The following is a 23,352-nucleotide window of genomic DNA, read 5'->3' on the forward strand; positions in this document are numbered from 1 at the left end:
CGCTCGCTAGTTTGACGAACCTGAAGCGACTCTATCTAGCGAACAACGCTATCGAAGAATTGGATACGCTTGCTTCTCTGGTAGAGCTAGAGGAAGTCGATCTTAGCCAAAATCAGATCGAGGATCTTTCTGTGCTGGTTGGGCTGACCGAACTGAAAGCGGTGACGCTCTACGATAATCCTGTCGATCTTACTGAAGGTGGTGAGCAGGCGACGATCCTGAACTCCGTTGTTGCCAATACCGGAGCGGACGTAGTTTTGGTGAATGATGCGGAGGGTACGCTTCTGCTGACGATACGCCACGTTGACGAAAGCGACTCCTACGAACTCTTGTGGGAAGACGAGGGTGTGTTGCAGAAGTCAGATTCTGTAGATGGACCTTGGCTCAGCTTCCCGAACGCGACCTCGCCGTATCCGATCGATACCAGTAACGACACGGCACGCTTCTGGCGTTTGATTCAGCCGTAGTTGGAGGGCGGTTACGTGGGGTTTCTGCTCGTTTTATTCGCAAGAATGTTTGAGTAATCAGGGTAGAGCTCGTTGTCCCCAACGGGCGCCGCTAGACATATGGCCGTTGGGACAACGGCCGCTACCTTTTAGATTCTAAAAATGGTCCATCGCTTCTAGCGGTGGACCTTTTTTTGGTTCATCAGCAAATGCAGTGGAAGAGAATTCAAGCGTTGGAGTGCCGTCTTTAGGCGGCAGCCCCAAGCAGCGGCAAACCGATAAGCCCGCTGAAGCGGGTACTCCAACAGTTTCGCCTAAAGCAGCAATCCACTGCTTTTGACTATGACTTTTTTGTATTCGGTTTTAAATCACTGATGGCGCTGGTTGTATGCTTTTTTTGCGGCTCGTCGCGAGCGACGGCCCTACGTTCTACTCTTTAGTACGCGCCTTGCGAGTAGGTGAGCTCGTAGCTGTGAGTGTAGATCTCGAAGACGACACCGAAGGGGTCTTCGACGTAGACCATCTTGAATGGTTTCTCGCCGGGGTAGTACTCGCGGATGGGCATGCGTTGCTTTCCTCCATGGGCGACGATCTTTTCGACGAGCGCTTCGATTTCGGGGTCTTGGATGCAGAAGTGGAAGGTGCCGGTTTTCCAGTAGGCAAAGGTTTCGGGCTTCTCGTTGTTGCGGAATTCGAAGAGTTCGATGCCGATTTTATCACCGGTCGACATGTGGGCGATACGGAAGTCTTTCCAGCCCGTGCCGAATACGTCGATGCACATTTTGCCGATAGCGGTTTCGGCTTCTTCGACCACGAGCGTCGGCTTCATGATCGTGTACCATCCCATCACGTTTTCGTAGAAGTTTACGGCGGCGTCTAGATCGGGAACGGATAGCCCGATGTGAGAAAAGGTTTTTGGATAGGTTTTCATAGTGATATCCCTTGTTTCGTTCCGATTGCTTACTTGTGAGCGATTGCGTATCCGGAATTTGATAACGCATCGCTGTCGGTTTAGCTGAAGACTAGCGCGAAAGCGGGGCTTTTCAACTGGGGTGGGTCAAGTGTTTCTCGTCTTCGGTTCTTTTGCGAGATCGACGCTTGAGCACGGTTGTCTTGAAACGATCCAGCTCTTGTTCACACGGTGAAATGAAGGGCTTTTCATCTTACTCTTCGGCACTTCGGTTGATGTCTACTGGATGCAGAATCTGTGGCGCGGGGTGTTTCCTCGCGAGGTTCAGCATGGCCTTGCCCATCTGGTGCGTGGAAGTGATTGAGTTTGGGAAGAGCTTTTTGAGGATAGGGTAGGTGAAGCCAACGATGTTGTAGATGATGCGGTAGAGGGGTGTCCGTGACTTGATGCCGTCCATGGGCTGGATATAGCCAGGCCGTAGAGCGTGGACGGAGCGAAAGCTCATTCCGAACAATTGGTTCTCGAGCTTGCCACGTACCCGTGCCCACATGACTCGGCCTTGTTCGGAAGAGTCGGCTCCTTGGGCGCTCACGTAGATGAAGCTCAGATTTGGGTTCTGGGACTGTAAGAGCTCAGCTACCTTCATAGTGAGCTCGTAAGTGATGCGATGGTATCGTTCTTCGCTTTTGCCGGCTGCGGTTGTCCCTAAGCAAAAGAAGCAGGCGTCTAGGTCTTTGAGTTGGCCAGTGATCGAGCTGTGATCGAAAAGGTCGGGCAAAACGAGGGACCTCACTTTAGGACTGTCGCTTTCGGTTGGTCGTCTGCCTACGCATAAGATTTCACCGACATCCGAAGCGTGAACCGCCTCCCTCAGCGCTGCTTGCCCAAGCATGCCTGTGGCTCCGTAAATTGCAATTCTTAGCATCGCCGTTGCATTCGCTTTATTGAATTGGAACGTAGTTGTATCGATATTTAAAGTACGGCGGATTTATTCGATTGTGTCTAGCATAGCGACTATGCCCAACCGAGTTGCTGCAGACTGATGGTGTCGTTCCAGATCTTTGTCATGTGCTTAATCTGTGTCCCGTCGAACTGCATATTGTAGACGTAGTCGGCTTCGACTGTTTTGCCTGTAGGCGCTATGGGGCCTCCTTCTCCTGTGTGAGTCCCGTAGAAAACCGCGTAGGCGGCGACGCAACTTCTCGCCTGATCTTCGGCGAAAAAGCGTAGTTCGTAGCGACCATCGGGGACAGGACCCAGTAGGCCTTTCATCCATTCCGTATACGCCTCGAGTGTTTTAACTTCTGCGAGAGCTCCGGCTTGGGCGGAGAACGAGGCGTCGGGGTGGCAGTACGTGCTGCAGCCCTCCCAGCCTTTTCCGGTTTCGCAGGCTTCGAAGAATTTTTTGGCTGTTTCAAAGTTCTCACTCATGTGTTTCTTGGTCGGAGGTTGCTGTGTTGAGTACGAGGTTTTGCCAGTTTCGGCCGACGCGAACTGTACGCTCAAATTGCCAAATCGTCGAGTCTGCTCGACGATCTTTACTAGGCACGGGAAATCGTTGCCGCTGACTACGGTACTCAACCCTGACTTGGTACTGGTTTGGCCTAGTGCTTCGCTAGTTCTTTGACGATTTCCCCAGTTGGTTGCACGGTGAGGTAGTCAATCATTGATAGCCGTCGGAGAAGCGTATCCAAATAAATTGTACTGACTGGGCCCCATCCTTCCTCGTCTAGACCATGTAGATTCAAAATGAGCCAACCGCCCTTGCTTGCTAGGAATTTGTTTATCTCCTGCTCAATATAGTCGTCGCAAAAGCCGGGACCATGTCCCCAACAGCCTAGGCGAAAGGGGAGCTCTTTGACGGGAAAACCGTTTACCATGGTATTGTTTAGCACGAGCCATCCTCCTGTGCGAACCGCGGAAACCTTTGAGAGGGCAAAGTCTTCCAGCTCTGTGATGGAGGCGTTGTAGGCAAAGTTGTAGACGGCGCCTTGCGAGTTGTATCCAGAGAGATTTTCTTCGAAGTAGCTTAAGCACTTCTCGATATTCTCTTTCGCTTTCTCGACTGGGATCTCCGTTAAATTGAGATGTTCCCAGGTGTGAGGCATGATTTCGTGTCCGCGCTCATTGAGTTTGTTCCAGTCATCGAAGTCGCCCAACAGCTCCTGCGGTATCCACTTGGGTTCTGCGTTAAAGCTCTTCAGGTGTCCGGTGGCGATAACGTTGAGGCATGCCTTTAGGCCATAGTTCTCGTGGATTTCTGCGATTCGATAGAAGGACTTCTTGAAGCCGTCGTCAAAACTCAGCGATAGAGCATGTGTTTTATGAGGCGCTGCGTTTAGACCTATGGAACCGAGGCTGAATGTTCCGGCTGCGGCGAAAGACGTTTTGATGAAGTTTCTACGATCCATTTTTCAATTACTCGAATTTCTGGTTGAGCCAACGGACCAGCTCTTCGTCGAAGCGTTGAGGTTCTTCCAGCTGCGGTGTGTGTCCGCTCTTCTCGAAGAGCACTAGCTTGAAGTCGGGAACGCTCTCATAGGATGACTCCCAAAGCGTGTAGGGAACCACATAGTCATACTTTCCTAACACGACGATCGTAGGAACTTCGATCCGTGTTGGAGTGGCGAACATGTTGTATTCAGAAAAAACTTTCGTGAATAGGTGCTGTGTCACCTCCGAGTGTACTGTCATGTCATCCCAAAGCCATCCTGCGTCATACTCAGGATTGAACCAGTACTGGGGAGACATGTTGTTGTATCGGGCGGAGGCTTCTTCTTTTCCGGTTAGGCGATCGATCTCTTTTAGTTTACCCCAATTCTCTTCTTGGAGCTTTTTTCGCTGGGGCGAGGCGGTGGCCCAAAGCTCGGCGGCCTTTTCCGTGTAGCTTGCGCTACCCCAGGCGGCGGGGGAACCGACCACTATGAGACCGGAAACTTGATCGCCGTATTTTTTGACATATTCGGTGGCGATCGTGCCGTGAATGCTATGGCCCATGATCAAGGGCTTTTCCAGGTCGAGGGCTTCCCGAATTTGTTCTACGTCATGAACGATGGACTCGATGTTTACCTGCTCTAGGTTTTCCGCTGCGTAGTCTTTCGCGAACCATTTCATATCTACGAAGTACATCTTCATGTGTTGTCGCAGGTTTTTGGAAAAGGTCCTAGGGTAATAGATGGACGAGCCAATGACCAAGCAGGCTGGCCCTTGGCCCTCAACCGTGTATCTGAGAACGCTACCGTCCACATCGATTGATCCTGAGCTCTGGGCTTTCGGATGTGCTAACACGCAAGCGCTTAGGAAAAGCGAAAGAATGAAAAGTGACTTACACTGAATTGTTCGCATGTGGCTGATTTGTTGCGGCAGGGCGGTATGGACCCGTTTCTCTGCTCTCGGTGCCATCATTTTGCGTGTGGTTTAAAAAGCAACAGATGAGCTTATGCGTTTTGGTCAAACGCTGTCAGCTTCTGCATTTGCTTTTTTGAAAGTCGATAGCTCAAGCGGTCCGCTACTCGCTCTGCTCCGAGTCTTTCGTAGAAAGCGATGCCTTTTGCGTTCGATTCTTTAACCGGCCAATCGATACGGCAGCACTTGTTGGCGAGGGCGAACTGGGCGATCCAGCTCATCAAAGCCTCGCCGATCCCTTGGTTCCGATTTGCTGTTCGGACGTAGAGTTCCTTCAAGGCGCATTGCCGGTTCTTGCTCTCCTCTGGCTCGACAAGGGAATAGACTAAGGAGACCGCGGCGAAGCCCAATACTCGATTGTCGGCGTCGCACGCGACGACGAGTTGAATCCCCGAGTTGGCTGCCAGCAAGTTGTTTGTTAGGTGGTCGAGCGTGTTCTCTCGAGTGACGGTAGACCCTTCGTTGTAGTACCGGTGCAACTCATAGAGTAGGCCCGCAAGTGAGTTGTATTGAGATTCTCTTACAAAATCGATCTGCATGGGTCGTTATTCGAGCTCGTGGGAAATAAAAAACCGGTATGCACCTGTGATGCAATACCGGTTCGTAGGTAAATTTATGCGACGAACGGTTCTGTAGAGGCGCTAGCCTTGCAAGCTAGCGATTGATGACTCCGTTCTTGGAGAGCTCTTCAAGGATCTCCATCGCTTTGAGCGAGCGATAGTTGATGCCGTCGGCGCTTAAGCTGGACCCGGGCTGGAACGGGTAGTCTGGTATCGTGGCAAGGAACTCTTGGACTTTCGCTTGGATCGGAACGAATAGCCACATCTGGTCAGCGTACCAACGAGTTGAAAACAAAGACTCTCGGAAGGTCATCTCTTCGTACGGATCTGCCTTGAGGTTAAAAATGACGGGCCAGCCGGGGGTTGTTCGAATGCCGGTAGCGATGTTTCCCTCTACTACCGCGAAGTGCACTTTCCAGTCGTTCCAGCGAACCGCGTTGAGTTCACCTCCTTGACTGAAGTAGAAGATTTGCTCACGCGGTCCCTTGTCTGTCTCGCCTTTGAGGTAAGACGTGAAGTCGTATCCATCCAAGTGAACCCTCCAATTCTTGCTATTTGCGGTGTATCCACTTTTTAGTTTTTCACCAATGTCTGGTACGCCTGCGGCGTTCATGAGGGTTGGGATCCAGTCTTCGTGAGACATGATTTCGGAGCTTCTGGACCCCGGTTCAACCGTGCCCGGCCAACGAACGAGGCAAGGAACGCGGAACCCGCCCTCCCAAGTGGTGCCTTTTTCGCCATGGAAGGGAGTTATGCCACCGTCAGGCCAGGTTACTTTCTCGGCGCCATTGTCCGTGCTGTAAATGACGATCGTATTTTTGTCTACGCCTAGTTCTTCGAGCTTGTTCAAGAGGAGCCCCACATGTCCGTCGTGCTCGACCATACCGTCGGGGTATATGCCGATACCTGTGGTGCCGAAAGATTCTTCCTTCAAGCGAGTGTGGACGTGCATGCGGGTTCCAGTGACCCAAGTGAAGAACGGCTTGTCGTTCTTTACGGCTCGTTCGATAAAATCTAGGGCTGAGTCGGTGAACTGGTCATCGGCGGTTTCCATGCGCTTACGCGTCAATGGTCCGGTGTCCTCTATCTTGCCGTCTGCTGTACTGCGAATGACGCCGCGCGGGCCGTATTTTTTGCGAAACTCTGGATCCTTTGGGTAGTAGTAGGTCTCGGGCTCTTCCTCCGCGTTCAGGTGGTAGAGGTTTCCGAAGAACTCATCAAATCCGTGGGCGGTTGGAAGGTGCTTGTCCTGGTCGCCCAGGTGGTTTTTCCCGAACTGGCCGCATGTGTAGCCTTCTTCCTTGAGAAGATCAGCCAGAGTGGGAGCCCAATCAGGGATCCCGTGATCGGAGCCCGGCATTCCGATTGTGAGCAGGCCTGTACGGAACGGGTGCTGTCCCAGGATAAAGGATGCCCGTCCGGCAGTGCAGCTCTGTTGGGCGTAGTAGTGAGTGAAGATTATGCCTTCATCTGCTAGTCGGTCGATATTGGGGGTCTCATACCCCATGATTCCATTGTTGTAGGCGCTGATGTTGTGAACGCCAATGTCGTCTCCCCAGATCACGAGGATGTTCGGTTTTTTCGCCGCGTAACTGCTGAAGCAGAATGCGACGGATAGAGCGAGGCTTAGGATTATTCGATTCATGGTTTTTCTGTCTAGGTCGCGTCAGGTTGGTTTTGTGGTTTTTTATCGAGCTAGCGGAAGAATCTGGGCAGATCCGTCGAACCTAGCAGGAATAGTTCAGTTGATGGTAAATTCGTATGGATGGGGTAATTACATCCGGTTGGGATTGAGTTGGGACAAGTCGTTCGAATGCGGAAGGCGTGAGGACGAACTCCGGTGGATAGCTTTAATGCTGTGTCGCGCTTTTTTCAATTCCTGGTGGAGCTTTTTAGAGGCGAGAAAGTGTGGCTGCTCCTTGCTGTAGGAAGCCCTTAGGAGATCGGTAGTGAGTGAATTCAGATGACTATTGCCGTGCGTATACGAGATGTCCCGTATTGTTCGCGTGCTTCGACTGGGCTGGATTGAAGTAGTCCAATCGTAAAGCGCGGGAACAATTTGGGCGGGGTCCTGCTTTTTCAGAGCGATGGTCAATTGCTTCCAGTAGTGCTTTTCGCTGTTGATCGGAACGCTCCTTGTAAGCGAATTTATGATACGGGTCGGTTTTTTTAGGAAACGCAGAAGGAGCAGAAGGATTCCCGTCGACAGTCCGATCGCTAGAGTGGTGAGCAAGAGTCGCTTGAGCGGTAGAGTCTTCGTTTCTGTTTCTGAAGGGAGTTGCTGAGGAAGGTCTGGATTTGGGCTTACTTCAAATGTGAGCTCGGGAAGCGAGGCTACTTCCCAAGTCTCTTTCTCTAGGTTCCACCAGTGTATTTGAATTTTGGGTAAGGTGTAGATGTTGGGGGTTTCAAAAAAATAGGAGGCGTTTTCAATGCGCGTGGCTCTTGCGGCTCCTCGGGATGTTTCGTCGTGGATTTTTCCTGGTTTTGGGTAGATGGAAAGACCGGCCGTTTGAGGGTGGGAAAGGCGAGGGAGCATCATGGCTGGTAGGCCATCTGCTTCGATCGTGATGGTGCGTTCGCGGGCTTCGCCGACCTTGAGTTCTTCCATTGAATCGCTCCACGTCTCTCTGAGTGTGAGTTCTTTTGAAGCAATCCAGGTAGAGTCTTCAGGGGCGCCTGGTGGGGAGGTTGCTACGAATGAAGCGGTATTGGTGATGAGACTACCGCGAATCGGTTTTCCATCGTCTCCACTTACGGTAAGGCCTACCTCTATTGATGGGATTTGGTAGAGTTCCTCTCTTTGAGGATATATTTCGATTTCCCACTGTTGTATGGCCCAGGTCTTGCCACCGGACCTGCGTGTAGAGTTTATGGCAAAGGTTTGTCGCTGCAAGACGACTGCATTTGGAACTTCCAAAGAGCCCACTTCTGTACCTCCTGCGAACCATTGGTCGGTCGCGATCTCAATGGTGAGAACGACTTTTTGCGTGGCGTAGATTTCATCGGAAGGAGTGAGGGAAGTCGTTAGCCGTAAGCGATCCGCTGCAACCAAGTCTTCCAAGGTCTGTTGGGCGCGTAGTATGACCGGAAAACAGAGTAAAAAGACGATGAGAGCGCGGAGGCAGTCAGTCGAACGCAGAGGAGTAGGGACACCGAATGGTACGGACTTTCTAGGCGTTTGATGTCTGCGGGTATTCATCCGTGTCTATTGATTGGTATTTTCCTTCGCTTGCATCTGGAACTTAGCGCTCAGGAATTCAGCTGGATCGCTTTGCACCTGTTTCATCCAGAGGTTCGCCATCTCTGGATCGCTTAGGAGCTGGTCGGCGGTCAGTTGCTCTGGTGGTTTGCGGGTGCCGAATTCTTGTTGCTCGGTGTTGAACTCCATATTCGGCGGCGCTTCCATTTTCTCTTCGCTCGTGCCAGATTCCTGTTGTTGGCTTTCTCCCATCGCCAGCATCTCGTCGACGATTCGTTTGACGAAGCGGTGGTTTTTGATGGCGGCTGCGTGGTTGGGATCCCGCTCAAGCAGCTTCTCGTAGGTGGCTTGCGAAAGTAGGTAGTTGGAGTCGTGGGCTAGGCTATTGGCTAGAGCGAACAGGGCTTCGTTGTCGTTGATCTCACGGAATCTATCGGCGGCGGACTTAAAGTCTTCGTTGTAGTAGTGAGCGAGACCTACTTGTTGGGGATCGGTGAAGAGTTCGGCTGCGAGGGCGTAGTCTTGCTTGTTTAGAGCAAGCTGTCCGCGTTGATCCTGTGTCAGGAAAAGCGATGGGATCGTTTCGCCTTTGGTATATTTCAGGCCGAGCCATGCGACAAACGCGATGAAGTAGATCCCGAGCAGCTGCCTGAATCGGGACTGCAGGAATTGGATCGGATGCTGTATTTTCGATATTCTCATTCCCAAGATAGCGTCCATCCTTTGCGGAACCAAACGGTGATGAGGAAGGCCATGGGGATGGCAAAGTAGTAGCCTTCGTCCACCCATGGGCTGAACTCGTCTTCAGCGGTGACGAGATAGCTTTTCGTTTTTCGCTGAACGTTGCGTGCGTCAGACGCATCGATGCTGAGTTGCTGGTAGTGTCCGCCGCATCTGTTAGCCAAGTCTTTCAGTTCTTCTTCCTGAAGTGGAAATTTGGGTACGGACTTTTCGTTTGGCCTCGTCGAGGTTCCGATTCCCCATACGATCAGCTGATGCTCTTGGCTGGAGAAATAGCTCGCGTACGACTGGATGCCGCTAGATTCGACTCCGTCTGTTATTAGCAAGAGTGTTCCGGGGGCGCTGGATCCGTTAAGGATGCGGTTGGCTAGAGGCAATACGTTCTTCGGTTCCTTGCCTCGTATGGGCATGATTTTAGGGGTGATCGCTGAAAGGAGGTTCACGACGATTTCTGGGTCGTCAGTAAGCGGAATGACGATGTGTGCGGAACCTGAATACGCGATTAGGCCTGTCGGGGCAGCTCCCCGCGACTTGAGTAGGTCCTGGATCTTTTGTTTTGCCCGTTCTAGCCGGGTGGGCTGTATGTCGTTTTGCTCCATGGAGAAGGAAACGTCGACGGCGATGACAAGCGGCGCTTCGTCTTGATAGAATGGGGATGGCGACCGTTTCCAGCTGGGGCCTGCGAGAGCGAGGATTGCGAGGATGCAGGCTATGAATGTTAGCCCGAGGGGGGTGAGCGACTTTTTCTGGCGACCTTTGACGATCAGGTGTTCGAGCAAATGAGGGGCGACGATGTTTTGCCATTGGGCACGAGCGTCTTGTTGTCGGCGTAGGGTGGCGAGGGCGATCAGCATCGGCAAGAAGGCTAGTAGCCACCAAGGTCGCAGGAAATGGAAGTTATCGATCACGCTCCAGTCAGGCATGGTCGTCCTTTCTGTCTTTGGTCCATGCACGAATCGTCATGGTCGAGAACAGGCCGAGATACAGAAATGCGAATACGCTGAGCGGATAGTGGTGAAGGCTGTGACGCGGCCTGTGGCTCAAGGTTTCGAACGCTTCTGGCTCCAAAGTGTCGATACGGGAATAGGCTGCTTCTAGCGTGGTTCGATCTTGGACATTGAAAGCGAGTCCTCTAGTGGTTTCGGCGACTCGCTCCAAGGTCTCCATGTCTAGGACGTCATCGCCCTCCGTTTCGGGATCCCCAATTGCGATGCCGTAGATTGTGATACCTTTTTGTCGGGCGACTTTGGCTGCTTCGATTGGAGGAACCCGGCTGCCGTTGTCGTTGCCGTCTGTTAGTACTATGAGCACTCGGCGTTCGACTGTACTGTTCTCAAAGAGCTTGATGGCCAATCCGATGGCATCGCCAAACATTGTGTTTTGCCCAGCCATTGCGACATCGGTTTCGTCGAGTAGTTGGAGCCATGTTTCGTGGTCTTCCGTAAACGGAACTTGCAAGTAGGGGGAGGCCCCGAAGACAACGAGCCCGAGCCGATCGTTCGCGCGTTGGGCGGCGAATACGGCGAGCACTTGCTTGACGGCATCGAGTCGCGAGATTTTGTCGCCCGACTTCGTTTCGAAGTCCTCTGTGCCCATCGAGCCGGATAGGTCGACGGCGATCATCAGATCTCGGGCCGACTTTGTTTGTTCGACGGGTTCTCCCACCCAGTTCGGTTTGGCAATCGTTGCTAGAATTAAGACCCATGCCAAGATCAGCCAGATCTTTTGGGAAAGCATCCGCTGAAGGATGACTGATCCGCTGCCGGCTTCTTGTTTTGTCAGGGAGGTGAGGCGCTTAAAAAAGGGAGCCCGAACGGCGTCCCGAGTGGTGCGATAGGGCGGAAGGAATCGGTGCGCTAAATAGGGCGCCGGCAAAAGCAGGAAAACCCAGAAGTGTGTCCATTCAATCATGGTGGCGTATCCAAATTTCTACTTTCTCCGTGAGATCACTCGAACCTGCGATGCTTGGCGAAGGACTGTAGGCCAGCGCTAGGAGCTCCTCTCCGGAGTGGGTATCGAATGGTTGTCTCGAGTGGGTTCTGTTGAGGAAGTCGATCCAGCTCGTCCCGCTGAGCGATGCGACTGATTCTCGCCCGTAGGCGCAGATCGCTGTTCGTTTCAATAAGGAGGGTAGCTGGTCCAGCGTTTTACTTCCCTTGATGTTTTCTAGCTCCTTAAGCGCGTCGCGGCGATACTTGTTTCGTTTCCAGTTCAAGTAGCTTCGAACCGCCAGATGTACGGCGACGATCGCGATGAAACCCAAGACCCAGTACCAAGCAGGCGTAGAGGGGAAGAGGGATATGGGCTCAGCCATCAGCACTTCGTCTAACTCTTTGAGGCTGTAGTTGCCCCAGGTGTCTGGAGGAGACCAGCGAGGCATTATCGAAAACTCTCCAATTTTCCAATCGCTTGACGGACTTGTGCTGCAGCGGATGTGACTGTATGTATCGGAATCACGGGTACGCCGTATCTGTTGAGTTTCGATTCGATCGCTTCGCTTCTTGTGCTGAAGGATTTTGAGAATCGGGCCGCTAGGTGTTCGAGGTTTGGAGCGACTTCAATTTGTTTGGAGCCGTCGCTTGCTACGAACTTTCGATTTGAGGGGAGGTCTTTTTCTAGCGGGTCGAAGACGAGTGATGCGATGACGTCGTTGTGACGGGCTAGTCGTCGTATCCGCTTAACGGATTCGCTGTTCCATCCAGAGAAATCGCTGAGTAGAATGATGAGGAAATCGTGAGAGCAGAGTCGTTCGGCTCTGGTAAGGGCAGCATTCAGTTGATTGTTTTCGGGGGAGTTGCTGCCTTGCCGTCCCAAGGCTTGATTCAAGCGAACGATCTCGCCAAAGAGGCGCATGAGGTTGCGTTGGCTGCGCTCCGGGCGGATGGTTTGTATTTCGTTGTCGTTAAAGATGATTCCTCCCACGCGGTCTGGCGCGTCTAGGACTCGCCAGGCAACGAGGGCCGCGAGCTCGGCGGCGACGACTGATTTCATCTTCACCTTGCTGCCGAAGAACATGGATATTCGTTGGTCTACTATCAATAGGACGGGCCGCTCCCGCTCTTCTGTGTAGACGCGAACCTGCGGCTTGCCGGTGCGGTTGGTCGCCTTCCAGTCGATGGTGCGAATGTCGTCGCCGATTCGATAGTGTCTGAGTTCCTCGAAATCGAGGCCTCGTCCTCGGATTTTGGATGCATGCTTTCCGGACAGGAGGCTGCGAACCGGTTGCTTGGGGAGAAAGGAAAATCCGCGTGCCTGGGCACGGAGGCGAACCAGGCTTTTCAAATCGGTGTAGACTGTATCTTGATTGGTAATGGCCTTGCTTCCTATGCTACGGCGACTTGTTTGAGGATCTCGTCTATGACCGACGTTGAGCTTACCCCATCGGCGGCTGCCTCGTAGCTTAGTACCAGACGATGGCTTAGGACGGAGTGGACGACGGAGCGTACGTCATCGGGCGTAGCGTAGTCGCGGTTCTCCAACCACGCTTGAGCTCGAGCGGCTTTATCTAAGGCGATGGTTGCTCTGGGGCTGGATCCGACTTCTATCCAGTTTTTGAGCGGACTATCGTAGGCATCCGGTTGGCGAGTCGCCATGATGATGTCGACGAGGTATTTCTTGAGATTGTCTGAAACGTGAACGGTATGAATTTCGTCGCGGGCCTTGAAGATCGCGTCTTGATCGATGGGAGCGGCTGGAGGCGGCTGAGATTGATTTTCTTCCCCTCGCACCAGATCGATGATTTTCGTTTCGGCTTCCGCATCTGGATACCCGACATCGATCTTCAAGAGAAACCGATCCATTTGCGCTTCAGGGAGTGGGTAGGTGCCCTCTTGCTCGATTGGGTTTTGGGTTGCGAGAACCATGAATAGACGAGGAAGGGGCCTTGTTTTTCCGGCTACTGTTACTTGGCGTTCTTCCATCGCCTCAAGGAGGGCGGACTGGACTTTCGCTGGAGCTCGATTGATTTCGTCAGCGAGTATCAGGTTATTGAATATCGGGCCCTCTTGGAAATCGAGCTGTTGCTTGCCGTTGACCTCTTGGTAGATCTCTGTGCCGGTAACGTCTGCGGGAAGCAGGTCGGGAGTGAACTGAATACGTCCCAGATCGGCGGCCAAGGATTTGGCCAGCGATCGGATGGAGCGCGTTTTAGCTGTACCGGGGAGTCCCTCCAAAAGAAGGTTTCCATTGCAGAGCAGACCGAGAAGCAGGCTGTCGACGACGTGCTGTTGACCGATGATCGATTGCGATACGCGGCTCTTGAGTTCCAGGATTGATTCGAGTGGTGTCATTGGCAGGATTAGGTGCGCGTGCTTAGAATTTTCGGATGATCCCTAGAAGTGGGCCGTGGCTAACTGTGTCGTACTCGTAGTAGCCGGGGCGTCCGATCTCGCCGGTTTCGTAGTCGACCCAAATGGCTATGTATTGAAAATCTAATGACCAGTGTTCCGAGAGTTTGTATTGGAATCCGGCCATTCCTTGGAAGGTGAAGTCTGATTCCAACCCCATCCCTCCGATGTCTCCGCGTAGTGCGAGGGTCCACTTGTCGTCTAGGTCGATGAAGGTGCGAACTCCGACTACGAGATCGATCCAATCTTCGTTCACTTTGGTAGTGAAATCGCTGTCTAGTAGGTTTGGGTCGATAGTAAGCTCGAGGTCGTTGTCCCACCACCGTAGTCCGAGAAGCAGGTCGGTTCGCGACTTCTTGCCATTTATGCGTTTGGTGAAGAAGCCCTCCAGGACGGCCTGGTCCACATCGATTTCTGTTACGCCGATAGCGCCGGGTCTGCCTTTGCCGAGATTCATGAAGGAGTAGTCGAAAAACACTCCCCAGTTTTCTTGGGTATTGAAGGATTCGAAGTGAATCATTCCGCCGAACTCGAGGTTGTCTCGAATCTTCTCGAAATCTACATCTAGATCATTGCCAACGGCACGCCCTACGGAAGTTGAACCGTCGATGTTTATGCCAAGCCCATACAGCTCTAGGGAGTGTTCCCAGACTTTGGATGCGATGGCTGTCGCAGATGTTGAGAGGGCTAAGAATACGACGGCAAGCGTACCAGCGGTTTGTTTCATAAGGGCTTTGCGGGTTGTTCTTGGATTGATTCAAGATACCCAATTGCATGGGCTGGGACCGGGCTCACAGGGACCGTCCACTATATGCAGGGGGGGCTTCTTTCGCAATAGGACTTTAGTCTTATTGACGAACTTTCTTAGCCCGTTCTCTCATCTACATCGTTCAGGCCTTGGCGGGCACTCTCTTTGTTATGAGGTGCTGCAGTGTTGGGATATTAACCCTGTCTCGCTGGGCTCTTCAATTGAGCTGGTGGTGCGATGGATTACTGAGAGTCTAAAACCACGGAGGACACAGAGTGCACTGAGACTTCATGATTCTGTATTTTCTTTTCCTCTCCATCTCTTGGAGTTCCCCCTTGTCAGGGAGTGGCGAAGTGGAGCGGTTGGTGAAATTCTGTTTTTAAGTTCTCAATCGAACTCGTAGGTGTAGGCGATGCCAATTTTTTCTTCGGTTCCAAAGTCGTCGTCGGCGTAGATGGCGAAGGCTTTGAAGGAATGTTGGTCGTTTACTTTGTATCCTGCACCCACTCCGACCCAGTAGCCGCTGTAGTCGTCGGAGCCAAGCGAACCGCCTCCGAATGCTGTGACGGAATAATTGTCTCCGAGGGGCTTCAATGCGGCTGCGCCGAGGTATCCGCCATGGGAGTCAGCGTTCATGAGGACAAATTCGTTTGGGTTGCCGACGGGGTCGCCGTAGTGGGGGAACTCTCCTTCGTTGTAGCTGTAGCCGAGCATGGGGAAGATTTGGACGCCGCCCGGTTCGTATCCAAAAACACTGAGAGGTACGAAGGTTCCGAGACTGTAGTTGTTTTTTGTGGCGCCTTCTTCTTCTAAGTCGGTTTGACTGAAGTTGAAGTTCACGATTCCGAAATCGAAGAGCCAGGATCCGCCGATTCTCCATTCGTCGAGGTCTTCTGAGACTCGGGCGTTGAGCATTTTCGTTTCGTCGAGTCCTAGCGATCCGTTGACCTGAAACCGGTCGGTGTAGCCGACACCGATCCGGGTGATGATTTTCGTTGGATCGTCGGGGTGCTTTTCGGCCTCCTCGTCAGAGGCGTGGATGCTTGTGAGGCCGAGTGTGAATACAGCTGCCATTGCGACTATGATTGGCGTTTTGGGTGCACGTGCAGATGTGTTTTTCATGTGGGGTGTGTGAAGCGAGGATTAGGTTCGAAAGTGCGATGCTTGCCAGTATACGCGTGAAAGTACACTCCTGCAATTATGGGGCAGTTTCTCTGTTTTCTCTCAATGATGTTTCGAGGTTTTCAACCAGCTGTTGAAAGCGTGAGAGGTCATCCAGGATGCCCTCAGCATCGAATAGGGTTGCATGAGTCGCTAGCGACTCGCCCCATTTGTTGAGAGGGGGGTAATTGAAGCTGTGCGCTTCTTCCTGCATGCGACTGGCGAAAAGCTCAGCGTCGTCGATTAAGAGGGTTTTGCTGATCTTCTCCGCTGTGGTTTGTTCAGACTTTAGCGTCTCGAGCAGGGGCGTGAGATTTTGTCTTTCTTGTTCGGAAAGTGTATCCTCAGAACGACTACTTTGTTGGGTTGCGTTGCTGGAACCGTCTGTTGTCTCTTGCTCTTCAAATGGCAGAATCTCCATGAGACTGCGGATGAGCTCTGTTTGGTTGAACGGCTTTTGAATGTATCCACCGAACTCCTTTCTCAACGCCTCTTGATCCTCCTTCATGGCGGAGGCGGTGAATACGATGATTGGAATCTGACTTAGGCGGGAGTCGTTTTTGAGCAGCTTGTTCAGTTGCTTGCCGTCCATCTCCGGCATCCGTAAGTCAGTGATGATGAGAGTGGGCGGATCGTGAAGGATAGCGTCGAAGGCATCTTTGCCATTTGCTGCCTCTGTGAAATCGATGGTTTGACCTTCGAGGTATGACTTTACGAGAAGCCTGTTTTGCTCGACGTCGTCTACCACGAGGATTTTGCAGGGTTTGAACTGCACATTGGGTACGTCCTCGGAGTGTTCGTCTGGAAGCAGCACTGTTTCGGGGGCGAGGGCGATTCCTTTTAGGATGATGGAGAAGGTACTGCCTTTATCGACTTCGCTTGCTACTTGGATGTCTCCCCCCATCATTTGGCAAAGCCGCTTGCTTATAGCGAGGCCGAGACCCGTTCCGCCAAATTTGGTAGCGCTTTGCCCGGAGACTTGCTCGAAGACTCCGAATATCTTGCTGATTTGATCCTTTGGTATGCCGATTCCTGTGTCGATGACTTCGAAGCGGAGCGTTGCGGCATCGTCACCCAGCTCCTCGGACTTCGCTACCAGCTTTACCGAGCCGCTTTCAGTGAACTTGATGGCGTTTCCGATCAGGTTCATGAGCGTTTGTCGTAAGCGTAGTTCATCGATCACTACTGCGGATGGGAATCCGTCGCTAAAGTCTACGGAAAGCTGGATACGCTTGCGCTCCGCCTTTTGGGAGAAGATCTGAACCATCTCTTTGCAGACGCCCGCGACATCGCAGGGGGCCCATTCCAGTTTCATCTTTCCTGCTTCGACCTTGGAGAGGTCGAGGATGTCGTTGATCAGGCTGAGCAGGGACTTGCCGCTGATGCGTATGACGTTGAGGTATTCTTTTTGCGGGTTGTCGGTGATGGTTTTGGAAAGCAGTTCGGAGAAGCCGAGTATGGCGTTCATCGGAGTACGTATCTCGTGGGACATGCTGGCGAGAAAGGCGCTCTTCGCTTTGTTTGCCGTTTCCGCTGCGTCTTTGGCTTCTTCTAGCTCGTCGAGTGCTGCCGATAGCTCTACGTTTTTCAGGCGATTGATTTCGGCTTCGCGGCGTTGGGTCTCCACGTCGAACTTCGCTTGCATGGTGGCGAACTGTTTCGCCAGTCCCTCGTTGTGAAGGCGTTCGTTTAGCTCGGAGTATTTTTTCAGGCTATCGAATGCTGCTTGGTAGTTGCCGACGCTCGCGTACGAGTCGGACATCAGTTGGTAGCAGGAAAGAACTGTAGGAGAGAAGTCTCCTTTGTTGGCGAGCTCGATTGAGTCGTTGAACAGCTTGGTGGCTTGGGCATTGTCTCCCATGGCGTTGTAGGTGATCCCGGCGTTCACGCTGGCGAGAGCCATGCCTTTGAAGTCTTTTAGTTCTTCTTCGAGGGTGATGCTGCGGAGCTGGTAATCGAGCGCGGTCTCGTAGTCTTGCCGTTCGAAGGCGCAGCGCCCGAGGCCCATGTAGTAGTTGGGAATATTGAGGTTGGAGCTGTTCTGCTCCTCGATTTCTAGGGCTTTGCTGTAGTACTTTTCGGCTTCGTCGAAACGGCTCAGTTCGATGAGCGTTTCGCCAATTAAGCCGTTGGCGTACCCGGCGCTGATGGTGAAGTCGTGCTCTTCGGCTAGCTTGAGGGACTGGTGGGCGTTTTCTAGGGCTTCGTCCAGTTGCTTCATGTCGATTTGGAGCAAGGCCAAGTTGTAGTAGGAGATGGTTACCGCCTGCTTGTCGTCTAGCTCTAGGCAGATCTTATGGTCTCGGAGGCGCAGCTCGTAGGCTTGTTCCAACTGGCCGGTGAGGGCGTAGACGTTGGCGTTTGCTCGTATGATGAGGGCTAAGGGTTCCGGGTCGCCAAGCTCTTCAGCTAGGGGGAGGGCCTTTTGTGCCTCTGCGAGCGCATCGTCAGGCTTGCCGAGCCCCAGCAGGGCGTAGGAGATCCAAGCTGTCGCGAAGATGATGCCTTTGTCGTAGTGAAGCGTAGTCGCCTTCTCGAGCGCGTCTTGGGCCAAGGACAGCGAGTCGGGCAACTTGCCTGCGTAATAGTTGAAGCGCGACTGCTCGACGAGCGTGTCAATTTCTTGATGAGTCGGATACTTGCTCTGTGCTTGTTCCATTACTTGCTAAGCTAGATGTAGTAGAGAAAAGCTGGGCATCTCGCAAGAGCGATGATCGCTGGTCGTGCGGTGTGAGACCAATTAGTCGGAGGCGTGATGCTGCGTGGGACCTTTTTTACCAACCGCTGGAGTCTAGCTTTTAGGCGGTAACCCTAGGCAACGAAAACCGATAAGCCCGCTGAAGCGGGAACTCCAACTGTTTCGCCTCGAACAGCAATCAAATCTCTTTGCGTTTGATATTGGTCAGGCTGTGATTGTAGAGATGGGTGGGAGGTGTCTGTAGTGATATTTCAGATACAGAATGTGATGGATTTTTTCTCTATCCACTCTCGCCCGGTTCTATGGGCTTCCATGAATGTAGCGTTTGCTTGTTCGTTGCGGAAAAGCAGAAGTAGTTGCCACCGCCGCCTCCTGGTTGGTCGTGCTTCCTGTCTATGGGGTAGCCCTTTATTTGGCATAGTAGCAGCGAGCCGACGCCTCCATGCGAGATGATCGCTATGTCTCCATCGCCGCTGTCTTGGCTGAGCACTCCATCTATGGCTTTTGATATTCTTTGTTGAGCGGCGTTTGCGGTTTCCCAACCTCTAACCGATTGATCTGGGTGGGCGAAGAACTGATCCGCTACAGTTTCGAACTCATCGGAGGGCAGGTATCCAGTCGATGATCTGTCGTTTTCTCCTAGCTCTTCTATCGTTTGGATTTCGAGGGAGAGGTGGTTGGCGATGACTTCAGCTCCGTCGATCGCCTTTTGCTCATTGCTGCAGTAGACTGAGGTGATGCCTTGGACGAAGGGCTGCTGCAGGAAGGCTCTCATTCGTTCGAATCCTCGCTCGGAAAGCGGCCACCTCGGAACTGGCACTTCCGGATCGATCGCCACGTTTGGATGGGTGATGAAGTAGACTTTTTTCACTTGGAGTTGGCCGAGGCGGAGACTCTGGATCGGTGCTTGAGCAGGAGTTGGTTTTAACATCGCTTCGCTAGATCCGAACTGCGTTCGGCGATGATCACGCTTCGCGTGGAAGGACTCGAGGCTTTGCTATTGGTGACTGTGGTTAAAGTTCAATTACGAGGTGAAAATGTCTTTCACGTGAAGGTCGTGTTTTGAGTTTAGTGCGGAGTATTGATCAGAGTAATTGGGATCGATAGACTCTGTATATCTTTCAGATTCCTAATGTGATGTGGATGGCCTGGTCACGTACTTCAAAATCCTTCAGAAGGAGTCTGGCTAGAGTCGTTTTCGCGTCTATTGCTTTGAGCTTATAAACTGGTTGCTTCTCGACTATTTCGATTGCTGTTTCATTGGCAAACGTAGTAACGCGTTCGCTCCATTCATCTGGTACTCCTTGAATGTCCAATCTCTCGATTGTTGCGTTATCCAAAAAGAACTCCTGCTTCTCAGGATGGTATCTTATTACTGAAGTGATAGTGACACCTCCTCCAAATTCGCGCTCTTGCTTTGGTAGCTTCAAGTCGAGTTTCGCATTCATGCCTATTCTCACTCGATTCTCGTTTTCCAGCAGCGAAACCTGTGGATCTGAGTAGTTGACACGAAGGATTACAAGATGGGTCTTGGTCGTTGGAAATCGTTGAGCGAGAGAAGAGTCAATCTGCTCCTGGGTGATCACTACCTCGTACCTTTTTCCTTTGAAATAGAAATATGCACTCGTTCCAGCAATTGAGATCAAGAGAGCTATTGTTATTAGGAGTTTCTTCACTTTATCAAACTTCTGGGACTATTTGTTCGTCACGGTTTCATTGGTTGAAGAATTGGGACACGGGTGAGAAGAAAACCAATACAACGAGTGCTCCATCGAGAAACAGTTCTATTTCATTTCTGATCACTTCAGTATGAGTTTTCATCGGTTGAATAGGCCACCTGACTTGACCGAAAACTGTCAGTATGACGGCGGAAAGAAAAAGCCATCTGGCAGGAGGCCAGAAGAAAAACATCCCAGCGATGCCAGTCGCGGCGAGGGCGTAGATCGTTAGGCTTAGGCTGATGCCGATGGTTCGTCGTGCAACCGATAATGAGCGGAACATACGGACAGCTTTTTCACTATGTTCCTTTCTGCTAAGCGACGGATCCTTAGACGGTAGGACCACTTGATAGATCACGTAAATTGTGTAGATCGACAAGAGTACTTTGAAGGTGGCTTGATCCATCTATTCTCTTGATTGTGAGTATTGGTTCCTAACTACGTTTAGGGCGAACAAGGTTGGTGGCTTTGGGGAGGGACGGTTCGGGTGCTTGAGAAGGATGCTCGAAGGCGTGTTTCGCACAAGGTTAATCTAGGTGTATGAACGCTGTGCTTATTCGCGTTGAGCGCTGGGCTTGAATCCTAGTGGAGCTGAGGGTCGGCTCAGCTGCAGTTAGGTTGGTTTAAGGTGTGGCTTGCAGAGCGCTGTTTTTAGGGGTAAAAGCGACTCGTATGAACTGAGATTCTGTTTCGGGACTGAGGAGCTCTAGGCTGATTGTTTGGGTGTCGTTGTTGTGGTTGGTGGTGGAGAGGGTATGGTAGTCTGTTTCTGGATTGAGCTGTATCCAGTTTTTGAGGTCGGTGGAGCTTTCGTAATGAAAGCTTTCCCCTTGCTGGGGCTTGTAGCGGGTGTAGCTGAAGATTAGTTTTTCGGAGTCGAGTTTGACTAGGGGAGGCGGGGCGGCGAAGGGGTTGTTCTGATTGCTGACGTTTATGGTGATGACGTTTGAGGATATACGTTCTCCGTAGATGTTGTTTCCTGAGGCGAGGGCGTGGGCGACTCCGTCAGCGAGAGCGGTGACGAGGCCGTCGCTGGAGATGCTGACGAGTTCGGGTTTGTCGATGAGCCAATCTAGAGTGGGGATGGGGGCGTCGCTGGGGATGGGGTTCGGGGTGAGGTTGATGGTGCCATCTCGGGTGCTGATGGAGTAGGTACTGGGTTCGAAGCTGAGGCCTGTGAGGGTGAGCGGTCCGTTTGCTTGGTTGGTGACAGTAAGTGGGAAGAATCTGGATACGCTGTCTGCGGATCGGGCGATGATGAAGGTTTTGCCGTTGCCGGTGGCGGTGATGAGTCCGTTTTGATCGATGGTGGCTACGGCCGTGTTTGCGCTTTCCCAAGTTAGCGTTTTGTTGGTGGCGTCTTCTGGGGCGATAGTAGGGGTGAGTTGGAGCGTACCGAGATCGGTGTTGATGGAACCGCTGGCGGGGGAGAGCGTAACGCTGGTGACGTCGGTGTATTGGTCTTGCTTGCTTAGGACAACCATATGGGTGTCGGTGATGCTGGAGCCGTCGGTTGATTTTGCGGTGATGGTGACGAGTCCGTTTTGCTTGGCTTTGAAGACTCCGTCGGAATCGATGGTGGCGCCGTTGTAGGTATTGACTGACCACTCTACGGTTTTGTTGGTGGCGTTTTCGGGTTGGACGACGACATCGAAATCGATGGTGCCTCTCGGCGTATCGATGACGGCGGTATCGGGTGTTATGGTGATGGAGGTGACGTAGTTGGATACGGCGATGGTCTTGCTGGCGATGGCTTCTGATCCGTCGGTTGCGGTGGCGGCGATTGTGACGGTGCCGTTGCTGATGGGAGTGAGTAGTCCGTCTGTGGATACGGTGGCGATAGATTCGTCTGAGCTTGTCCAGCTTAGGTTTGGGTTGGTCGCGTTTGATGGCGTGACTTCCGCTGCGAGTTGGAGTGTTTGTTCGAAGGATGTGATTGCGTTGGCGGGAGAGGATAGCGTGATGGCCGCGACTGGGATGTTGGGGGGTGTGTCGTCTTGGTTGCTGATGGAGATGGCGGTAGATTGGGAGACGCCCAGCCCGAAGTTTGCGGTGGCAGTGACGGTGACGTTTCCGTTGGCGAGGGCGGTGATGAGTCCGTTTTGGGAGATGCTGGCGATTTGGGGATTGTCCACGGTCCAAACGACGGGCTGGTGGTTGGCTTCGACGGGGAGGAGGCTGGCGGTGAGTTGCAGATTGCCGTTGTCGGTCGCTATGACTTGGGAGGGCGCGTCTAGGCTGAGGGAGGTGACGGCGCGTTCTCCGACTTCGAGGAGGACGGTGTCGGTTGGGAATCCGTCGTCCATATTTTGGCGGATGGTGGAGGTTTCGCTTTCGAGGTCGTATTCGTAGACGGTTCCGAGGCCTTCGCCGGTGCCGCCGTAGCGGGTGATGCCGAGGAGCTTGCCTGAGTAGGCGGGGTGGAGAGCTCCGGTGGGTAGGTGGGGATTTCCCATGTCGACGAACTCGTGCGTGAAGCTGAGGGTCTTGGTCGAGAGGTCGAAGCGGTAGATGGCTCCGCCGCCTTCGGAACCGCCGATGGAGACGTTTCCGTAGAGGTTTCCGTCTTGTCCTAGGCGAAGGCTTTCGGGGTGGGTGTGGAGTGAGGAGAGGGATTCGTGCGGGGTGTAGGTGTCGGTGCCCAGATCGTACTCGTAGATGAGGCCGCGGCCGTGGTTTCCTCCGGAGGTGGCGACGCCGTAGAGTTTGTTTTGGTGTAGAACGGTGTAGGGATCGGGCTTTGCTCCGGTGGAGAGGCTGAAGTAGTGTTTTACGGTGAAGGTGTTGGTGGAGAGGTTGTACTCCCAGAGGGTGCCTTGGTTGTTGTTGCCGCCGACGGGGGAAGTGCCGTAGAGCAGGTGTTCGTCGACGAGGGTGAGTTGGCCGTCGGCCAGGCCGTGCTTTCCTTGGGAAAGGGGGAAGTCGTGCAGGAGGCTGAGGGTGCGGGAGCGGGGCTCGTATTCGTAGAGGGAACCGAGGTAGGCGTTGGAGGTGGTGTAGAATTTTCCGTTGGGGGCGAGGACGAGGGTGTGCCCGATTCGCTCGGTCAGGTGGTATTCGACGTTGAAGGTTTCATAGGCGCGATCGTAGGAGAAGATGATGCCTTTTTGGTGAAGCCCTCCTTGTACGGTGACGCCGTAAATACGGCCGTCGGGGCCTTCGGAGAGCGTTCCAATGGGGTGCTTGCCGCCGTCGAGGCCGTCGAAGTGGTGCTTGATCTCAAGCGTGCTGGCGGCGGCGTCCATCTTGAAGAGGTAGCCTGCGTCCTGCTCTCCGCCGGTGAAGGTGACGCCCCAGATCTCGGAGTACTGGGCGCGGGTAAGCTGGCCAGCGAGAGACAGGAAAACAGTCAGGAGAGGAATCAGAAACCTGGTGGATGGAGAGAGCATACGTATGCGCGTATGGCTCCAATCGGCA

Annotated in this window: 22 protein-coding genes; 1 reads left to right on the top strand and 21 read right to left on the bottom strand. The window is 52.9% G+C overall.

The window, feature by feature from the left end; genetic code table 11:
* Nucleotides 1–467 (top strand): leucine-rich repeat domain-containing protein (locus JIN87_RS10480; RefSeq protein ID WP_234033347.1); only part of this gene is annotated, 467 nt, incomplete at its 5' end.
* Between the two features lie 415 nt (nt 468–882).
* On the opposite strand, the gene JIN87_RS10485 is transcribed toward JIN87_RS10480, so the two are convergent.
* From JIN87_RS10485 to JIN87_RS10585, 21 genes are all read right to left on the bottom strand, one after another.
* Nucleotides 883–1,377: a lactoylglutathione lyase family protein gene (locus JIN87_RS10485; RefSeq protein ID WP_200355513.1), complete on the bottom strand. Its 495-nt coding sequence runs from the start codon at nt 1,375–1,377 to the stop codon at nt 883–885.
* 232 nt (nt 1,378–1,609) lie between these two features.
* A complete protein-coding gene (locus JIN87_RS10490) occupies nt 1,610–2,281 on the bottom strand; it encodes an NAD(P)H-binding protein (protein ID WP_200355514.1) in 672 nt (223 codons plus the stop codon).
* A gap of 89 nt (nt 2,282–2,370) precedes the next feature.
* Nucleotides 2,371–2,787 (bottom strand): ester cyclase, encoded by a 417-nt coding sequence (locus JIN87_RS10495; RefSeq protein ID WP_200355515.1) that lies wholly within the window; start codon nt 2,785–2,787, stop codon nt 2,371–2,373.
* A 173-nt stretch (nt 2,788–2,960) separates the two neighbouring features.
* Nucleotides 2,961–3,767: a polysaccharide deacetylase family protein gene (locus tag JIN87_RS10500; RefSeq protein WP_200355516.1), complete on the bottom strand. Its 807-nt coding sequence runs from the start codon at nt 3,765–3,767 to the stop codon at nt 2,961–2,963.
* 7 nt (nt 3,768–3,774) lie between these two features.
* The gene (locus tag JIN87_RS10505) at nt 3,775–4,761 is read right to left on the bottom strand and encodes an alpha/beta fold hydrolase (protein WP_325176376.1); all 987 of its coding nucleotides are present in this window, start codon (nt 4,759–4,761) and stop codon (nt 3,775–3,777) included.
* A gap of 32 nt (nt 4,762–4,793) precedes the next feature.
* Nucleotides 4,794–5,300, bottom strand: coding sequence for a GNAT family N-acetyltransferase (locus tag JIN87_RS10510; RefSeq protein ID WP_200355518.1), 507 nt, complete (start codon nt 5,298–5,300; stop codon nt 4,794–4,796).
* A gap of 115 nt (nt 5,301–5,415) precedes the next feature.
* Complete coding sequence (locus tag JIN87_RS10515; RefSeq protein WP_200355519.1) at nt 5,416–6,966, bottom strand: arylsulfatase; 1,551 nt, start codon at nt 6,964–6,966, stop codon at nt 5,416–5,418.
* Between the two features lie 129 nt (nt 6,967–7,095).
* Complete coding sequence (locus tag JIN87_RS10520) at nt 7,096–8,523, bottom strand: BatD family protein (protein WP_200355520.1); 1,428 nt, start codon at nt 8,521–8,523, stop codon at nt 7,096–7,098.
* A 6-nt stretch (nt 8,524–8,529) separates the two neighbouring features.
* Nucleotides 8,530–9,225, bottom strand: coding sequence for a tetratricopeptide repeat protein (locus tag JIN87_RS10525; protein ID WP_200355521.1), 696 nt, complete (start codon nt 9,223–9,225; stop codon nt 8,530–8,532).
* A complete protein-coding gene (locus tag JIN87_RS10530; RefSeq protein ID WP_200355522.1) occupies nt 9,222–10,187 on the bottom strand; it encodes a vWA domain-containing protein in 966 nt (321 codons plus the stop codon). Before JIN87_RS10530 ends, JIN87_RS10525 begins: the two co-directional genes overlap by 4 nt.
* Nucleotides 10,180–11,175 carry a vWA domain-containing protein gene (locus JIN87_RS10535; RefSeq protein WP_200355523.1) on the bottom strand — a complete coding sequence of 332 codons (996 nt, stop codon included), beginning with the start codon at nt 11,173–11,175 and terminating at the stop codon, nt 10,180–10,182. Before JIN87_RS10535 ends, JIN87_RS10530 begins: the two co-directional genes overlap by 8 nt.
* The gene (locus tag JIN87_RS10540; RefSeq protein ID WP_200355524.1) at nt 11,168–11,644 is read right to left on the bottom strand and encodes a DUF4381 domain-containing protein; all 477 of its coding nucleotides are present in this window, start codon (nt 11,642–11,644) and stop codon (nt 11,168–11,170) included. The genes JIN87_RS10535 and JIN87_RS10540 overlap by 8 nt, the downstream gene beginning before the upstream one ends.
* On the bottom strand, nt 11,644–12,546 hold the full coding sequence (locus tag JIN87_RS10545) for a DUF58 domain-containing protein (RefSeq protein WP_200355525.1): 903 nt from the start codon (nt 12,544–12,546) through the stop codon (nt 11,644–11,646). Before JIN87_RS10545 ends, JIN87_RS10540 begins: the two co-directional genes overlap by 1 nt.
* A 41-nt stretch (nt 12,547–12,587) precedes the next feature.
* Nucleotides 12,588–13,553 (bottom strand): AAA family ATPase, encoded by a 966-nt coding sequence (locus JIN87_RS10550; RefSeq protein ID WP_200355526.1) that lies wholly within the window; start codon nt 13,551–13,553, stop codon nt 12,588–12,590.
* A 22-nt stretch (nt 13,554–13,575) separates the two neighbouring features.
* Nucleotides 13,576–14,337, bottom strand: a complete 762-nt coding sequence (locus tag JIN87_RS10555) for an outer membrane protein (protein WP_200355527.1) — start codon at nt 14,335–14,337, stop codon at nt 13,576–13,578.
* 408 nt (nt 14,338–14,745) lie between these two features.
* Nucleotides 14,746–15,480, bottom strand: a complete 735-nt coding sequence (locus JIN87_RS10560) for a hypothetical protein (protein ID WP_200355528.1) — start codon at nt 15,478–15,480, stop codon at nt 14,746–14,748.
* 76 nt (nt 15,481–15,556) lie between these two features.
* A complete protein-coding gene (locus JIN87_RS10565; RefSeq protein ID WP_200355529.1) occupies nt 15,557–18,178 on the bottom strand; it encodes a tetratricopeptide repeat-containing hybrid sensor histidine kinase/response regulator in 2,622 nt (873 codons plus the stop codon).
* Nucleotides 18,179–18,497: 319 nt separating this feature from the next.
* Nucleotides 18,498–19,148 carry a histidine phosphatase family protein gene (locus JIN87_RS10570; protein WP_200355530.1) on the bottom strand — a complete coding sequence of 217 codons (651 nt, stop codon included), beginning with the start codon at nt 19,146–19,148 and terminating at the stop codon, nt 18,498–18,500.
* A 190-nt stretch (nt 19,149–19,338) separates the two neighbouring features.
* Nucleotides 19,339–19,893 (bottom strand): DUF1439 domain-containing protein, encoded by a 555-nt coding sequence (locus JIN87_RS10575; RefSeq protein ID WP_200355531.1) that lies wholly within the window; start codon nt 19,891–19,893, stop codon nt 19,339–19,341.
* Between the two features lie 37 nt (nt 19,894–19,930).
* Nucleotides 19,931–20,341 carry a hypothetical protein gene (locus tag JIN87_RS10580; protein ID WP_200355532.1) on the bottom strand — a complete coding sequence of 137 codons (411 nt, stop codon included), beginning with the start codon at nt 20,339–20,341 and terminating at the stop codon, nt 19,931–19,933.
* 217 nt (nt 20,342–20,558) lie between these two features.
* Nucleotides 20,559–23,324, bottom strand: a complete 2,766-nt coding sequence (locus JIN87_RS10585) for an Ig-like domain-containing protein (RefSeq protein WP_200355533.1) — start codon at nt 23,322–23,324, stop codon at nt 20,559–20,561.
* Between the last annotated feature and the right edge of the window lie 28 nt (nt 23,325–23,352).

Origin of the sequence: Pelagicoccus mobilis, from assembly GCF_016595505.1 — a bacterium.
GTDB classification, from domain to species: domain Bacteria; phylum Verrucomicrobiota; class Verrucomicrobiia; order Opitutales; family Opitutaceae; genus Pelagicoccus; species Pelagicoccus mobilis.